At 70.4% G+C, this 14,366-nt stretch carries 12 protein-coding genes; 4 read left to right on the top strand and 8 right to left on the bottom strand.

Features of this window, described 5'->3' with window-relative positions; all coding sequences use genetic code 11:
- Positions 1–116 precede the first annotated feature (116 nt).
- From ACFU5O_RS03180 to pepN, 5 genes are all read right to left on the bottom strand, one after another.
- Complete coding sequence (locus tag ACFU5O_RS03180; protein ID WP_384235644.1) at positions 117–749, bottom strand: ATP/GTP-binding protein; 633 nt, start codon at positions 747–749, stop codon at positions 117–119.
- The gene (locus ACFU5O_RS03175; RefSeq protein ID WP_384235642.1) at positions 730–1,092 is read right to left on the bottom strand and encodes a DUF742 domain-containing protein; all 363 of its coding nucleotides are present in this window, start codon (positions 1,090–1,092) and stop codon (positions 730–732) included. The genes ACFU5O_RS03180 and ACFU5O_RS03175 overlap by 20 nt, the downstream gene beginning before the upstream one ends.
- A complete protein-coding gene (locus ACFU5O_RS03170; RefSeq protein ID WP_384235640.1) occupies positions 1,089–1,523 on the bottom strand; it encodes a roadblock/LC7 domain-containing protein in 435 nt (144 codons plus the stop codon). Before ACFU5O_RS03170 ends, ACFU5O_RS03175 begins: the two co-directional genes overlap by 4 nt.
- A complete protein-coding gene (locus tag ACFU5O_RS03165) occupies positions 1,520–3,031 on the bottom strand; it encodes a sensor histidine kinase (protein ID WP_384236395.1) in 1,512 nt (503 codons plus the stop codon). The genes ACFU5O_RS03170 and ACFU5O_RS03165 overlap by 4 nt, the downstream gene beginning before the upstream one ends.
- Before the next feature lie 203 nt (positions 3,032–3,234).
- Entirely contained in the window at positions 3,235–5,805 is a 2,571-nt protein-coding gene (pepN, locus tag ACFU5O_RS03160) for an aminopeptidase N (protein WP_384235638.1), read from the bottom strand.
- A 222-nt stretch (positions 5,806–6,027) separates the two neighbouring features.
- Between pepN and ACFU5O_RS03155 the strand changes: the two genes are divergently transcribed.
- The gene (locus ACFU5O_RS03155; RefSeq protein ID WP_384235635.1) at positions 6,028–6,546 is read left to right on the top strand and encodes a DUF1203 domain-containing protein; all 519 of its coding nucleotides are present in this window, start codon (positions 6,028–6,030) and stop codon (positions 6,544–6,546) included.
- A gap of 97 nt (positions 6,547–6,643) precedes the next feature.
- Here ACFU5O_RS03155 and ACFU5O_RS03150 read toward each other — a convergent pair whose 3' ends face one another.
- The 3 genes from ACFU5O_RS03150 to ACFU5O_RS03140 all read right to left on the bottom strand — a co-directional run bounded on the left by ACFU5O_RS03150 (position 6,644) and on the right by ACFU5O_RS03140 (position 12,026).
- Positions 6,644–7,672, bottom strand: a complete 1,029-nt coding sequence (locus tag ACFU5O_RS03150; protein ID WP_384235633.1) for an aspartate-semialdehyde dehydrogenase — start codon at positions 7,670–7,672, stop codon at positions 6,644–6,646.
- Between the two features lie 175 nt (positions 7,673–7,847).
- Positions 7,848–11,159, bottom strand: coding sequence for a S8 family serine peptidase (locus tag ACFU5O_RS03145; protein WP_384235631.1), 3,312 nt, complete (start codon positions 11,157–11,159; stop codon positions 7,848–7,850).
- A 312-nt stretch (positions 11,160–11,471) separates the two neighbouring features.
- Positions 11,472–12,026 (bottom strand): CGNR zinc finger domain-containing protein, encoded by a 555-nt coding sequence (locus ACFU5O_RS03140; protein WP_384235629.1) that lies wholly within the window; start codon positions 12,024–12,026, stop codon positions 11,472–11,474.
- 217 nt (positions 12,027–12,243) lie between these two features.
- On the opposite strand from ACFU5O_RS03140, the gene ACFU5O_RS03135 reads away from it, so the two are divergent.
- From ACFU5O_RS03135 to ACFU5O_RS03125, 3 genes are all read left to right on the top strand, one after another.
- A complete protein-coding gene (locus ACFU5O_RS03135) occupies positions 12,244–13,149 on the top strand; it encodes a pyridoxamine 5'-phosphate oxidase family protein (protein ID WP_384235626.1) in 906 nt (301 codons plus the stop codon).
- 114 nt (positions 13,150–13,263) lie between these two features.
- Positions 13,264–13,629 (top strand): HPP family protein, encoded by a 366-nt coding sequence (locus tag ACFU5O_RS03130; protein ID WP_384235624.1) that lies wholly within the window; start codon positions 13,264–13,266, stop codon positions 13,627–13,629.
- A 226-nt stretch (positions 13,630–13,855) separates the two neighbouring features.
- Entirely contained in the window at positions 13,856–14,323 is a 468-nt protein-coding gene (locus tag ACFU5O_RS03125) for an NUDIX hydrolase (RefSeq protein ID WP_384235622.1), read from the top strand.
- Positions 14,324–14,366 lie beyond the last annotated feature (43 nt).

Genomic DNA, 14,366 nt, shown 5'->3' with positions numbered 1-14,366 from the left:
CGACCGGCCGGCATGCCGACCGCACGACATCGCCGGAGGGGCCGGGACCCCTGCGTCAGCTCCGTGCACTCACCGATCGGATCGGCCTCCACCGGTTCCGGGTGTCGGGACGGTGGTCAGGACGCCTCCTGCGTCATGGCGAGGCTCTGGAGATAGCGCATCAGCGTCATCAGGACGTCCCTGCTGGAACTCCGCTGCCGTGCGTCGCACAGCACGATGGGCACCGACTCGGGGAGATCCAGCGCACCCCGCAGTTCCTCGACCGGATAACCGGGCGCACCCGGGAAGGAGTTGACGGCGACGACGAACGGCACACCCCGCTCCTCCAGGCGTCCGATGACATCGAAGCTGACCTCGAGGCGTCGGGTGTCCACCAGAACGACCGCGCCCAGCGCACCCTCGAACAGGCCACGCCACAGGAACCAGAACCGCTCCTGGCCCGGTGTGCCGAACAGGTACAGCACCAGTTCGTCGTTGATGCTGATGCGGCCGAAGTCCATCGCGACCGTCGTCGACGTCTTGCTGCCGATGCCTGCCGTGTCGTCGACGCCTACCCCGGCCTGGGTCATCGTCTCCTCGGTGGTCAGCGGACGTATCTCGCTGACCGAGCCGACGAGAGTCGTCTTGCCGACCCCGAAGCCGCCCACGATCACCACTTTCACCGCGGCGGCGGCGGTCGCCGGCAGCACGTCCTCGCTCCGCGGACCGCGCTCCACGGCGGTGGCCTGCTCAGAGCCTCTGAAGTCCATCGATCACTGCCTCAATCAACGCGCGGTCGGGGAGTCGGGCGGGTGGGACGGGCGCGCGGGCGACGACCCGGCTGTCGGCGATGAGATCGCCGAGCAGGACATTCACGACACTGACGGGAAGGCTCAGATAGGCGGAGATCTCGGCCACCGACAGCGGCGCCTGGCAGATCCGGACGATCGCCGCGTGCTCGGGCTGCATCCCTGGCTTCGGCCCCGACCTGGCCACGATCAGGGTGACCAGGTCGAGGTGGTCGGGCGCGGACGCGCCGCTGCGTCCGCCTGTGATCACGTAGAGCCGCTCGGGGCTGGCCTCGTCCCAGTCCCCGGCGCCCGGGTCGCTCACCTGGCCTGCCCTCCCCCATGCCCTTCGGCAGGGGAGGTCTCCACTCGCGGCGGGCTGCTCAAGTGATCACCGATGCGCAGCACCAGGTCCCGCATCCGCTGCCCCATCAGACCGGCATCGACCCCCTCGTCGGCGAGGACGGCGAGGAAGGCGCCCGCGCCCGCGGCCATCAGATAGAAGAAGCCGCCGTCCATCTCGATGACCACGAGCCGCATCCGGCCGTCGCTGTAGGGGAGTTCGGAGGCGACCGCGCTCGCCAGGGACTGCAGTCCGGCGCACGCGGCGGCCAGCCGGTCGGCCGTGTCCGTGTCCGTGCCGTACTGGGCCATGCGCAGACCGTCGGCGGAGAGCACCACCACGTGCCGGGTCTGCGGCACTCCTTCCGCGAGATCCTTGAGCATCCAGTCCATATTGGCCTGCTGCTGAATCATGGCTGTGTGTTCCCCTTGCTGGCTTCGGTGGGCTCCCCGGAGAGACCGCTCTGGAAGGCGGCCAGCCATATTCCGGGCTGCACCTGAGGTGAGGGCTCCTGGTCGGGAGCCGAGGTGGAGGTGGACGACGCCTGGGCGGCCGATGCAGCGGATGCAGCGGATGCGGCGGCTGCGCTGGATCCGGCGGATACGCCGGACGCGGGGAGGGGCGACTTGCGGCGCCGTTGCGGCAGACCGCCCGACGTTCGCTCGGTCACGACGGGAGCGTCCTCCAGCACCACGGGTACGGTGGCCGGAAGGGCCTGGCGCGGCCCGGGAACGGCCGCCGTGGCGGCAGGGAGCGTCGGGCGGGGCACGGACGAGGCTCCGATGCCGTGCGCGATGCCACTGGCGGACGACGCGGTGGTGATCAGATCCTGCGGGACGATGACGACCGCGCGGACACCGCCGTACGCGGACGAGCGCAGCGAGACCTGGAAGCCGTACGCCTGCGCCAGCCGGCCGACCACGGCGAGGCCGAGGCGCGGGGTCTCGCCCAGGTCGTTGAGGTCGATGCCCTGCTGAGCCTGCCGGAGCATGGACTCCGCGCGCCTGCGGGCCTCCTCGCTCATGCTGACGCCACCGTCCTCGATCTCGACGGCGATGCCGGACTGGACGTCCACGGCGGTCAGATGGACCTTGGTCTGCGGCGGCGAGTAGCGGGTGGCGTTGTCGAGGAGCTCGGCGAGCGCGTGGATCAGGGGTTCGACGGCGGGGCCGACGACGGCGACCTCCGAGACGGAGTGCAGCTCGACACGCTGGTAGTCGATGATCCGCGACATGGCGCCGCGCATCACGCTGTACAGGGGGACGGCCCGGCTCCACTGGCGGCCCGGCCGCGCACCGCCGAGCACGGCGATGGAGTCGGCCAGGCGGCCGATCAGCGCGGTGCCGTGGTCGAGGCGGAGCAGATCGCCGAAGACCTCGGGGTCCTTGCCGTGCCGGTCCTCCATCTCGCGCAGTTCCTGGGCCTGCTGGTGCACGATGGCCTGGACACGGCGGGCGATGTTCACGAAGGCGCGCTGCGCGGACTCGCGCAGGTCCTCCTCGGCGACGACCGCGTCGACGACCGTGCGGACGACGCCTTGGTGCGCCTGTGGAGCGGTGAGCGAGGCGAGCACGTCCTCCGGGAACTCGCCCTTGCGCAGGCGGTCGACGACCTCGGGCAGCAGACTGCCGGCGAGGTGCCCGGCGTCGGCGTGAAGTCGGGACAGGTCGGTGTCGCGTGCGGCGATGTCCCGGTGCAGGGTGGCGATCAGCCGTCCGCGCCGGGCGGACTCCGCGCTCGAGGCGGCGACGGCCAGGACGGCGACGGCCCCGACGAGCCCGACCGGCAGCCGTGCGTCGGCGGCGACCAGGGTCACCGCGACCGCGGTGGCAACGGCGGTCAGAGCAGCAGGCAGGAGCCACACGAAAGTTGCCGCGGATCGCGGGCTTCCACTTCCGGGCGACGATTCCTCACGGACCATCAGCACCCTCAAAACGAATCGAACGGGAACGATCACATGGCGACGGTGAGGGAGCATAGTCGTTCGGCAGAAGGCTTGTTGACGCCGGGTCACACTTCGGACACTCTCTTGACGCGCCCGGCGGACCGCATGAAAGGGCGCCCCGGACCGCATGGTTCCGGGGCGCCCTCCGACCTGGTGCGCGGGGCCTGCGGCCCTACAGGTCAGGCCGCTGCCGCGTCCGCCGCCTGAGCCTTGAGGGCCCGCTCGACGCCCGCCCGCGACTCCAGGACCAGCCGTCGCAGGGCCGGAGTGGGAGCGGCCGAATCCAGCCATGCGTCCGTCGCGTCGAGGGTCGCCTGCGACACCTGGAGCGACGGGTAGAGGCCGACAACGATCTGCTGGGCGATCTCGTGGGAGCGGGACTCCCACACGTCCTTGACCGACGCGAAGTACTTCTCCGTGTACGGGGCGAGCAGCTCACGCTGATCGGTCTGGACGAAACCGCCGATGACGGCCTCCTGCACCGCGTTCGGCAGCTTGCCGGACTCGACGACCGACTCCCAGGCCTCCGCCTTGGCGTCCGGCGTCGGGCGTGCCGCCCGCCCGGTCGCCGCATGACGCTCACCGGCGGCCGTCCTGTCGCGCTCGAGCTCGCCCACGACGTCGTCCTCGTCGAAGACGCCGGTCGCCGCCAGCCGCTCCACGAACGCCCAGCGCAGCTCCGTGTCCACGACCAGACCCTCGATCGTCTCGCGGCCCTCGAGCAGCGCCTGCAGCAGATCCAGCTGCTGGGGGGTGCGCGCGGTCGCGGCGAACGCCCGCGCCCACGCCAGCTGGTGGTCGCTGCCCGGCTCCGCGGCGCGCAGATGGGCCAGCGTCGCCTCCGTCCACTGGGCCAGAGCCGCCTCGCGCCGGTCCGGCGCCGCGTACAGGTCGACGGCCAGCTTCACCTGGCGGTGCAGCGACTGGACCACGCCGATGTCCGACTCCTTCGCGATGCCCGACAGCACCAGCGACAGATAGTCCCGGGTGGCGAGCTCGCCGTCGCGGACCATGTCCCAGGCCGATGCCCAGCACAGCGCACGCGGCAGCGAATCGGCGAAGTCGCCCAGGTGCTCGGTGACCGTCTTCAGCGACTCGTCGTCCAGACGGACCTTCGTGTACGTCAGGTCGTCGTCGTTGAGCAGCACGACCGCCGGACGCCGCTTGCCCACCAGCTCCGACACGGCGGTGAGTTCACCGTCGACGTCGAGCTCGACGCGCTCGGTGCGCACCAGCTTCCCGGCCCCGTCCGGGTTGTAGAAGCCGATCGCGATCCGGTGCGGACGCAGCACCGGCTCACCCTTCGCGCCGGCCGGCAGCGGCGGGGCCTCCTGCTTGACCGCGAAGGAGGTGATCACGCCGGACGCGTCGGTGTCGATCACCGGACGCAGGATGTTGATACCGGCGGTTTCCAGCCAGGCCTTCGACCACGTCCTGAGATCCCGTCCGCTGGTCTCCTCCAGCGCGCCCAGCAGATCGTCCAGCCGCGTGTTCCCGTACGCGTGCCGCTTGAAGTACGCCTGCACTCCCCGGAAGAACTCGTCCATCCCGACGTAGGCGACCAGCTGCTTCAGCACCGAGGCGCCCTTGGCGTACGTGATGCCGTCGAAGTTGACGAGCACGTCGTCCAGGTCATGGATCTCGGCCATGATCGGGTGCGTGGACGGCAGCTGGTCCTGCCGGTACGCCCAGGTCTTCATCGAGTTCGCGAACGTCGTCCACGCGTGCGGCCACCTCGAGCCCGGTGCGGACGCCTGGCAGGCGATCGACGTGTACGTCGCGAACGACTCGTTCAGCCACAGGTCGTTCCACCACTCCATGGTGACCAGGTCGCCGAACCACATGTGCGCCAGCTCGTGCAGGATCGTCTCGGCCCGCACCTCGTACGCCGCGTCCGTCACCTTGGACCGGAACACGTACTGGTCGCGGATGGTCACCGCGCCCGCGTTCTCCATCGCGCCCGCGTTGAACTCCGGCACGAAGAGCTGGTCGTACTTGGCGAAGGGGTACGCGTAGTCGAACTTGTCCTGGAACCAGTCGAAGCCCTGCCGGGTGACCTCGAAGATCGCGTCCGCGTCCAGGAACTCGGCGAGCGAGGGGCGGCAGTAGATGCCGAGCGGAACGCTCTGCCCGTCCTTCTCGTAGGAGCTGTGGACGGAGTGGTACGGGCCCGCGATCAGCGCCGTGACGTACGTGGACAGCCGCGGCGTCGGCTCGAAGACCCAGACGTTGTCCTTGGGCTCCGGGGCCGGCGAATTGGAGATCACGCTCCAGCCCTCCGGCGCCTTCACGGTGAACTGGAAGGTGGCCTTCAGGTCGGGCTGCTCGAAGGAGGCGAACACCCGGCGGGCGTCCGGCACCTCGAACTGTGTGTAGAGGTAGGCCTGGTCGTCGACGGGGTCGACGAACCGGTGCAGACCCTCACCGGTGTTCGTGTACGCGCAGTCCGCGACGACCCGGAGCTCGTTCGGGCCCGCGTGCAGATGCTTCAGCTCGATCCGCGAGTCCCGGAAGACCGCGGCCACGTCCAGCGACTTGCCGTTCAGCACGACCTCGTGGACGGCGGGTGCGACCAGGTCGATGAAGGTCTCCGCGCCGTTCTCCGCGGAGTCGAAGCGCACGGTGGTCACGGACCTGTAGGTGCCGCCCTCCTGCGCCCCGGTGAGATCGAGGTCGATCTCGTACGAGTCAACGGTGAGCAGGCGAGCCCGCGCTTGCGCCTCTTCACGGGTCAGGTTTGTGCCAGGCACCCGGTCATCTCCTCGGTTTCTGCGTCCTCGGTTTGTGACGTTTCCGGGTCATCCTTCCACGGCTGGGGATGCGCCGGCCTTCGCATTCTTTCCGGAGGTCCGGCAAAGCACGCTTGCCAGGAAGCGCGTTCCCCCGCGAGGCAGAGGCGTCCCCCGCGGAAGGGAGAACACCTTGACCGAATTCCGCCGGTGCGACCGCGCGCCGGCGTGAACGCTGGTCCCATGACGACCCGTACGAAGACCCTGAAGTACTCCGCACGCCCCATCGCCCCGGCCGCCCTTGCGGAACTCCGCACCACCGACGACGCCGGCCGTCCCTCTGTCCCGTACACCGACGACGAAGGCGGCGCACCGCTGCGCTGCTGTCTGCGGCCGAGCCGGGTGGGGGAGCGGATCGCGCTGGTCTCGTACGCGCCGCTGCGGCGATGGGCCGCGCACACGGGCGCGAGGCCCGGGGCGTACGACGAGCAGGGACCCGTCTTCATCCATGCCGAGGACTGCGGCGGGCCCGAGGAAAGCGACGGATACCCCTTCGCCCGGCCCGGCGCCCTGCGTACTCTCCGCCGCTACGACGCCGACGGGCACATCGTCGGCGGCCGGCTGCTGGAGATCCCCGAGCCGGGGGCCGGTGCGGCGTTCGACGAGGCCTTCGCGGAGGCCTTCGCCGACCCGGCGGTCGCCCTGGTGCATGTCAGGGCCGTCGAGTACGGCTGCTTCCACTTCGAGGTACGCAGGGGCTGACCCCCTGACGACGCGGGGACGGGCCGCCCCCGACGACGAAGGGGCGGGGTCCGTACCTTCCGTACGGACCCCGCCCCGAGCTGTGCTGCGCCGTGCGTCAGCCCTTGAGCTCCTCCGCGACCAGTTCCGCGATCTGCACCGCGTTCAGCGCGGCACCCTTGCGCAGGTTGTCGTTGGAGAGGAAGAGGGCGAGGCCGTGGTCGACGGTCTCGTCCACGCGGATCCGGCCCACGTACGACGCGTCCTTGCCCGCGGCCTGCAGCGGGGTCGGAATCTCGGAGAGCTCGACGCCCTCCGCGTCCTTCAGCAGCTCGTAGGCGCGCTCCACGCTGATCGGACGCTCGAAGCGGGCGTTGACCTGGAGGGAGTGACCGGAGAAGACCGGGACGCGGACGCAGGTGCCGGAGACCTTCAGCTCCGGGATCTCCAGGATCTTGCGGGACTCGTTGCGGAGCTTCTGCTCCTCGTCGGTCTCGAAGGAGCCGTCGTCGACGATGTTGCCCGCCAGCGGCAGGACGTTGTAGGCGATGGGACGCTTGTAGACGCCGGGCTCGGGGAACCGGACGGCCTCACCGTCGTACGCCAGCTGGTCGGCGTTCTCCGCGACCGCGCACGCCTGGGTGCGGAGCTCGGCGACGCCCGCGAGGCCCGAGCCGGACACGGCCTGGTAGGTCGTGGCGATCATCGCGACGAGGCCCGCCTCCTGGTGCAGCGGCCTGAGCACCGGCATCGCGGCCATCGTCGTGCAGTTCGGGTTGGCGATGATCCCCTTGGGGCGGTCCTTGACCGCGTGCGGGTTGACCTCGGAGACCACGAGCGGAACCTCGGGGTCACGGCGCCAGGCGGAGGAGTTGTCGATCACGACGGCGCCATGGGAGGCGACCTTCTCTGCGAGCGCCTTCGAGGTCGCGCCGCCGGCGGAGAAGAGCACGATGTCCAGGCCGGTGTAGTCGGCCGTGGAGGCGTCCTCGACGGTGATGTCCCGGCCCTCCCACGCGATCGTGGAGCCCGCGGACCGGGCCGACGCGAACAGCCGCAGCTCGTCGACCGGGAACTTGCGCTCGGCGAGGATCTTGCGCATGACCGTGCCGACCTGCCCGGTGGCTCCGACGATTCCGACCTTCACGGGACTCCTCCGTACGTTTGTGCAGCCTGCGTGGCCAGGGTGCCTTCCATGATGCGTATGTCCCTGGCCACCTTGTCCAATCCATTGTCCGAGGGGCGGGACGCATGCTCCTTCTCACACGCGAAGGGCGGGCGCCCCACGGACGCCCGCCCTCCGAGTGCAGTAGGTCACACCGTTACGGCGTGACCTTCTCGATCACGACGCTGCCGGTGCCCGCGGCGGTTCCGCGCGCGTTCAGCAGCTGCACCTCGCCGAAGAACTGCCGGCCCTCGGGCGCCGCGCTGCCCACCAGGACCTCCGCGCCGACCTGCGCCGACGCACCGTTGGCCAGCTTCACGGCCTGGGCCTCGTCGACCTTGACGGTGCCGAGGGAGGGCGCGAAGTAGACGTCCCGGTAGTTGTACTCGGTGGTGCCGGCCGGGACCGCGTAGCCGACGACCTTGATGGTGTACGTGCCGGCGGCGGGCTTGGTGAGGCTCACGGCCTCCTCCGAGTCGCCGTCCGCGGACTGGCCGACGCGGGTCGCGCCGTTCCAGACCTCCAGGTCGAGGTCGGCCGCGGCGTCCGAGACACCGCCGATGGCGACGTCGAGACGCTCCACGCCCTCACCGACGGTGACCGTGGTCTCGAGGGTCTCGCCCTCCTTGATGGAGGGACGGGCCACCTTCGCCGAGCCGAGCGGGCCGCCCTTCAGCTTGCCGTCGATGGCGGCGAAGCCGTTGGAGACCTTCCAGTCGACCTTGGCCGGGGTGCCGACCTTGGCCTCGGGGATCGTCTTCACGGCCGGGTCGAACGCCGCACCGAGGACGGTGACGTCCAGCTTGTACGGGTTGTCCAGCAGCGGGGACGTGCGACGGGCCTCGACCTCGATCTCCCAGACGCCCGGCTGCGGGTCGGGGTACGACCGCAGGTCGGGGCGGCAGGTGTTGGCCGGGTTGTCGTAGTTCGGGTAGCAGTTGACCGTCGCGCTGTCCTCGACGCCCACACCGTACGGGTGGATCGAGATGAACCGGGTCTGGCTCTTGCCCTTCAGACCGCCGAGCGCGACCTCGAGGGTCTTGGCACCCTCGGGAACGGTCACGAAGTACGACTTGTGGCTGTTGCGCTGCACCGAACCGGAGCCCGAGTACGAGTACGCCGGCTTGGCCAGCTGCTCCGACGCGACCACGGTGGCGAGGATCTGCTTGTCCACACCCTCGCTGCGGACGTCGTCCACCTCGAGGATGGCGCTGTGGACGCCCTTGGTGCGCGCCTTCGCGTCGACCTTCACGGTGACCGGCTCGTTCAGCGGCAGCACCACGGAGCCGGAGCCCGGCAGGTCGAAGGTGCCGTCGTTGTACTTCCAGTCCAGCTCGTGCCGGAGCGGACGGTCCGGGCCGGTGGTCCGGGTGATGGTGACGGCGTACGACTTCTTCTGGCCGGTCTTGAGGCCGCCCTCACGGTCGTACAGGCCGGTGCCGAAGCCCGGGGTCTTCAGGAACTGGTCGATCGCGGTGTCGACCGGAGCCTTCACGGCGTACTCGTGGGCGGTGGCGCCCTCCCTGATGGCATCCCAGGCGCCCACGATGTCCATCAGACCCGAGCCCTGCTCGTGCGCGGCGACACCGCTGATCTTCTTCGCGGTGCTGGTGAGCGCGGTGCGCAGGTTCGCCGGCGTGAGGTCGATCTTCTTCTGCTTGGCGGCGGAGAGCAGCAGCGCGCTCGCGCCTGCGGCCTGCGGCGAGGACATCGAGGTGCCCTGGAGCATTCCGTAGCCGGCGGGGAGCGCGTAGCCGGACTCCTTCACCGGCGCGCCGGGCAGCCAGGTCTGGATCGTGTTGATGGAGGCGCCGGGGGCGGTGATGGTCGGGGTGAAGCCGCCGTCCTCACGCGGGCCGCTCGAGGAGAAGGGGAACATGGCGTACTTCTTCTCCACGGCCGAGCCGTAGTTGGCGGCCCAGGTCTCCTTGGAGACAGCGGCGCCGACGGAGATCACCTTGTCCGCGAGGCCGGGGTCACCGATGGTGTTGATGCCCGGACCCTCGTTGCCGGCCGAGATGACCAGCTGGACGCCGTACTCGTCGATGAGGCGCGAGTAGAGCTCGGCGCGGGCGTTGTTGCCGTCGTTCAGCGCCGGCAGACCGCCGATGGACATGTTGACGATGTCCACACCGCGGTTGATGACCAGGTCGGCCATGCCCTCGGTGAGCGCGACGTTGGTGCAGCCGCCGCTCCAGGAGCAGGCGCGCGAGGAGACGAGCTTGGCGCCGGGCGCCGCACCGTTCATCTTTCCGCCGAACAGACCGTTGGCGGAGGTGATGCCGGCGACGTGGGTGCCGTGCTCCGACTCGATGATGCCGACGTTGACGAAGTCGGCCTTCTTGCCGACCCAGTCACCGCCCAGCGGGTCCATCGGGACGTCCTTGCGGATCTCGATCACGAACGGGATCCGCTCGGCGACCTCGGTCGCCGGGTTGTCCGTGCCGAACCAGCCGACCTGGTAGCCGTCCTTGTACGGCTTCATCGGCTCGTTGTTGGTGAAGTCGCCGTCCTGGTCGGTGTCGACCCGGACGGTGCCGGCCGCCGGGTCGTAGAGCAGGCCGAACCGGTCGGCGGTGTCGCCGTCCCGGTTGACGTCGCCCTTCATGTCACCGTTGGCCGTGATCGACTCGCTGAACCGGCTGAACTGGTACGAGCCCGCCGGGGCCTTCCAGGTGCTGCCGCCGCCGGTGAACACCGGACCGTCGACGGGCGTGATCTGGGCGCGCCAGGTGCCGTCGCTGTCGGTGATCGGGTCGGTGGCGGTCACCCAGTCGGTGATCTTGCGCTCGCCGGTGGTGGTCTTCTGCAGCGCGGGGTGACCGAGGTCCACGCCCGAGTCCATGATGCCGATGGTCACGCCACGGCCGTCGTACTTCGGGTGGTCCTGGACGAAGTCCACCGCACCGGTCTCGAACGACGGGTTGTACGGGTTCTTCGCGGGCGTGCCCTTGCCCGGAGCCGGGTACTCGCCGGCGGTCGGCGCCGTGGCCGCGCTCTTGCTGCGGTCGGCTGCCGGGGTGGGGTCGTCGAGCTCGACCTCGTGCTTGAGGTCGATGCCGTGGACGCTGGACAGCCTGGTGGCCGCCTTGATGGCGGCGTCCGCCTTGCCGGTCGGCAGGGTGGCCCGTACATAGCCGAGCTTGTCGATGGTCTTGCCGACCGACGCGCCCGGGACGGCGTCGAGCTGGTCGGCGACCTGCTCGGTCCGGCCGGGTGCGGTGGCGACAATCACGGTGACGGTCTTCTCGCCCTTGGCCTCGGCCAGGTCGAGGAGATCGGCGTCTGCCGCGCCCAGCTTGTCGGAGCCGGTGGACTTGACGGGAGCGGAGCCGACCGGGTCATCGGTGGCCGCCGCGAAGGCGGGCACGGCGCCGGTGGCGACCAGCGCGGCCACGAGTCCGGCTGCAGCTGCCACACGGGCCGCGCGTCTCGGCCCGGATATGGAGCTCTGGGATTCGGGGGTCATCTACATCCCTGTTTGTGAAAGAGAGGGTCCGGATTTCGGTACCGGATGACCGCTCACTTTTTCGCAAGTGACAGGGGTTTGTGGAGAGTTGCCGGGGGCGGGATACGGTCATGGCGGATATCCGCCACTGGCGGAGGACGTCCTTGGGGGGAAATGAGCGCACATACTCCCCGTTTCGACGCGCGTAGAGAGGCGCTCCGTACCGGCTCGCATGCGGAGAGGTGCGATCCGCTTGCGTCGGCCGCGCGGCCCGGTTGTGCGGAGGTGTGTATTCCGGAAAAGCCGCGGGCCTGGCCGCGGGTCCGTGGTGGGTCAGGACTCGCGGGACTTCGCGTAATGCCGGGACGCTTTCGCGCGGTTGCCGCACAGTGCCATCGAGCACCAGCGGCGCGTGCCGTTCCGTGAGGTGTCGAAGAAGTGCAGGATGCACGCGTCATGCGCGCAGCGGCGGATCCGGTCGGGGGCGGTACGCAGCAGGTGCAGGTAGTCGCGGACGGCCGTCCAGCCGGGGCCCCAGGCCGGGTCGGCGAACTCTGCCTGCTCGCCCGGGCCTTCGGTGGTGAGCGTCGCGCGGATCCGGCCGTGGCCGAGGACCGCGTCGGCCGCCGCGGACGCCGCGGGGTCGCCCGGGTTGTCGACGACGGCGCCCAGCGCGTCGCGTGCGATCAGGGTCTTCTCCAGGGTGGGGCGGTCGGCCGTGAAGCGGGCATCGAGGCCGCCGCTCGCCAGCCAGATGCGCAGGCCGTCGACGGAGTCGAGCAGATCCTTTTCCTCGCCCTCCTGGATCCATCGCGTGTTGAGGAGGTCCAGGGGGACGGGCTCTCCGGTGAGCGGGCGCGGATCGGGGGCGGCGGTGGACGCGGACATGAGGGCCTCCAGGCTTGGCTAACCCCTCAAGGGTACGTGACCGGTTGACCCCCATCCTTATAACCTCTAAAGTGAAACTAGAAGGTTAGATCGCAAGTGACCGACGGAGAGGTGTTCCGCCATGACCGCGACCGCCATCAGCGCACCGAGCACCGGCCACATCGGCCTGAACGTCACCACTGCTCCGACCTGCGGCTTTTTCTAAGGACCGGTTCCCATGGACCCGTACCACTCCGGCTCCATCGCCATCCAGACCCGTCTTGGCGTACGCGACCTGGCCGAACACGTCGGCCGCTCCATCGGACCGGGCATCCGGCCGCTCGCCGCCGCGTTCCTGGAGCTCCAGCCCATGCTGGTGCTCGGCGCGGCCGACCCCGCGGGGCGGATGTGGAGCAGCCTGCTCACCGGACCACCCGGGTTCGTACGGGCCACGGGGCCGCATTCCGTCTCGGTGGCAGGGGGCGTGCCCGAAGGCGACCCGCTCGCCACCGCGCTCACCGGGGACGGCGTACCCGTCGGCACCGTCGCCCTCGACCCGCGCACCCGCCGCCGGATGCGGCTGAACGGCATCGCGCGTCCGAGCGGGCGCGGACTGGCCATCGAGGCGGAGCGGGTCTTCTCCAACTGCCCGAAGTACCTGCAGAAACGGGAGCTGCGCGAGGTCCGTTCGGACGCACACCCAGCCGGTGCCGTGCGGCGCGGCGGACGACTCGCCCCCGACCAGGAGAAGTTCGTCCGCGCCGCCGACACCTTCTTCATCGCCACCCGGTCCCGGCCCGACGGCGGCGGCACCGAGGCCAGTCACCGGGGCGGCAATCCCGGCTTCGTCCGCGTCGACTCGCCGTCGACGCTCAGCTGGCAGGACTATCCGGGCAATTCGATGTTCCTGACACTCGGCAATCTGGAGGCTGACCCGGGCGCCGGGCTGCTGTTCCTGGACTGGTCGACCGGCACCACGCTCCAGCTCGCCGGAACGGCCAGGACGGAGTTCGACGGCCGGGACGGCGCCCGGACGATCCGCTTCCACGTCGAGGAGACCGTGGAGACCCCGGCCGCCGGCCCCCTGCGCTGGAGCGCCCCCGAGTATTCGCCCGCCAACCCGCCACTTCCGCAAGGAGCGTGACCCGTGCCCAGCGCGGCCCTGCCCGGTCCCGTGCCCGCACCGTCATCGCCGCCACCGCCGTCAGCGTTCTCGCGCTGACCGCCGTCGGCGCCGCGGCTGCTCGTCGGTCGGCCGATGCTCATCCCGCCGCTCGCCGCCGGCATGGCGCTGGTCGCGGGCGCCCCCGACCTCCCGCTCGCCCAGCCGCGCAGCGTCATCGGCGGCCAGCTGCTCTCCGCACTCACGGGCTTCTTCGTCCTCGTGGTGGCCGGACCCGGCACATGGAGCGCGGCCGTCGCGGGCGGCCTGGCGCTCGGAGTGATGATGGCGGCCCGCACACCGCACTCGCCGGCCGCCGCGACCGCGGTCATCGTGGCCCTGCAATCGCCGCCCGCGCTCCCGTTCCTCGCCCTGCTGGCGACGGCGAGTGTGCTGCTCGTGGCGGTCGGGGTGGTGGGTTCCCGGGCGACGGGACGCCCGTACCCGGCCTACTGGCTGTGACGGCGGCGATCCGGACGACGACCCTCCAGGTCCTGCGTCTGGATCAGGCCGGATCCGTGAGCGTGGTCCGGCGGCGTGCATCGCAAGGCGGAGGAAGGAGCCCACGCGGTGGGGTATCTCCCGGCGGAAGCCCGGGTGCGTCGGCGAGCGACGACAGCGCGGCGAGGTGCGATGCCAGGGCACGCGAGCCCGGCAAGATCCGAACGAGAGGCCCTAGTCTCGCCGCATGAGCCAGGAGTTGAGGGTGGCGGCCTATGCCGTCTGCGTACAGGACGGGCGGATACTGCTCGCCCGCTGGGTCGCGCGCGACGGCGCGAAGCGATGGACCCTGCCCGGCGGCGGCATGGACCACGGGGAGGATCCGCTCGACACCGTCGTCCGTGAGGTCGCGGAGGAGACCGGCTGTTCGGCCGAGGTGACCGCGCTGCTCGGCATCGACACCATGCGGGTGCGCCGTGGACGCAGACTCGGCGGCGAATCGGACTTCCAGAGCCTGCGCATCGTGTACGAGGGCCGTGTCACCGGCGGTGAGCCGCGCCCCGAGCCGGACGGTTCCACCGACCTCGCCGCCTGGCACGAGCTGGACGCCGTTCAGGACCTCGAACAGGTCGCGCTCGTCGACATCGGCCTTCAGCTGTGGCGTGAGCGGCCGGCCTCGGGCCGGGTCGACGGCCACCGACCCGCCGACGGCTGAAATCCGCTCAACCTCTACGCTCCGGGCAACGGGTCGTGCCTCG

It is taken from the genome of Streptomyces sp. NPDC057445 (genome assembly GCF_042802855.1).
Classification (GTDB): Bacteria; Actinomycetota; Actinomycetes; order Streptomycetales; family Streptomycetaceae; genus Streptomyces.
This window is presented reverse-complemented; position numbering and strand designations above follow the sequence as displayed.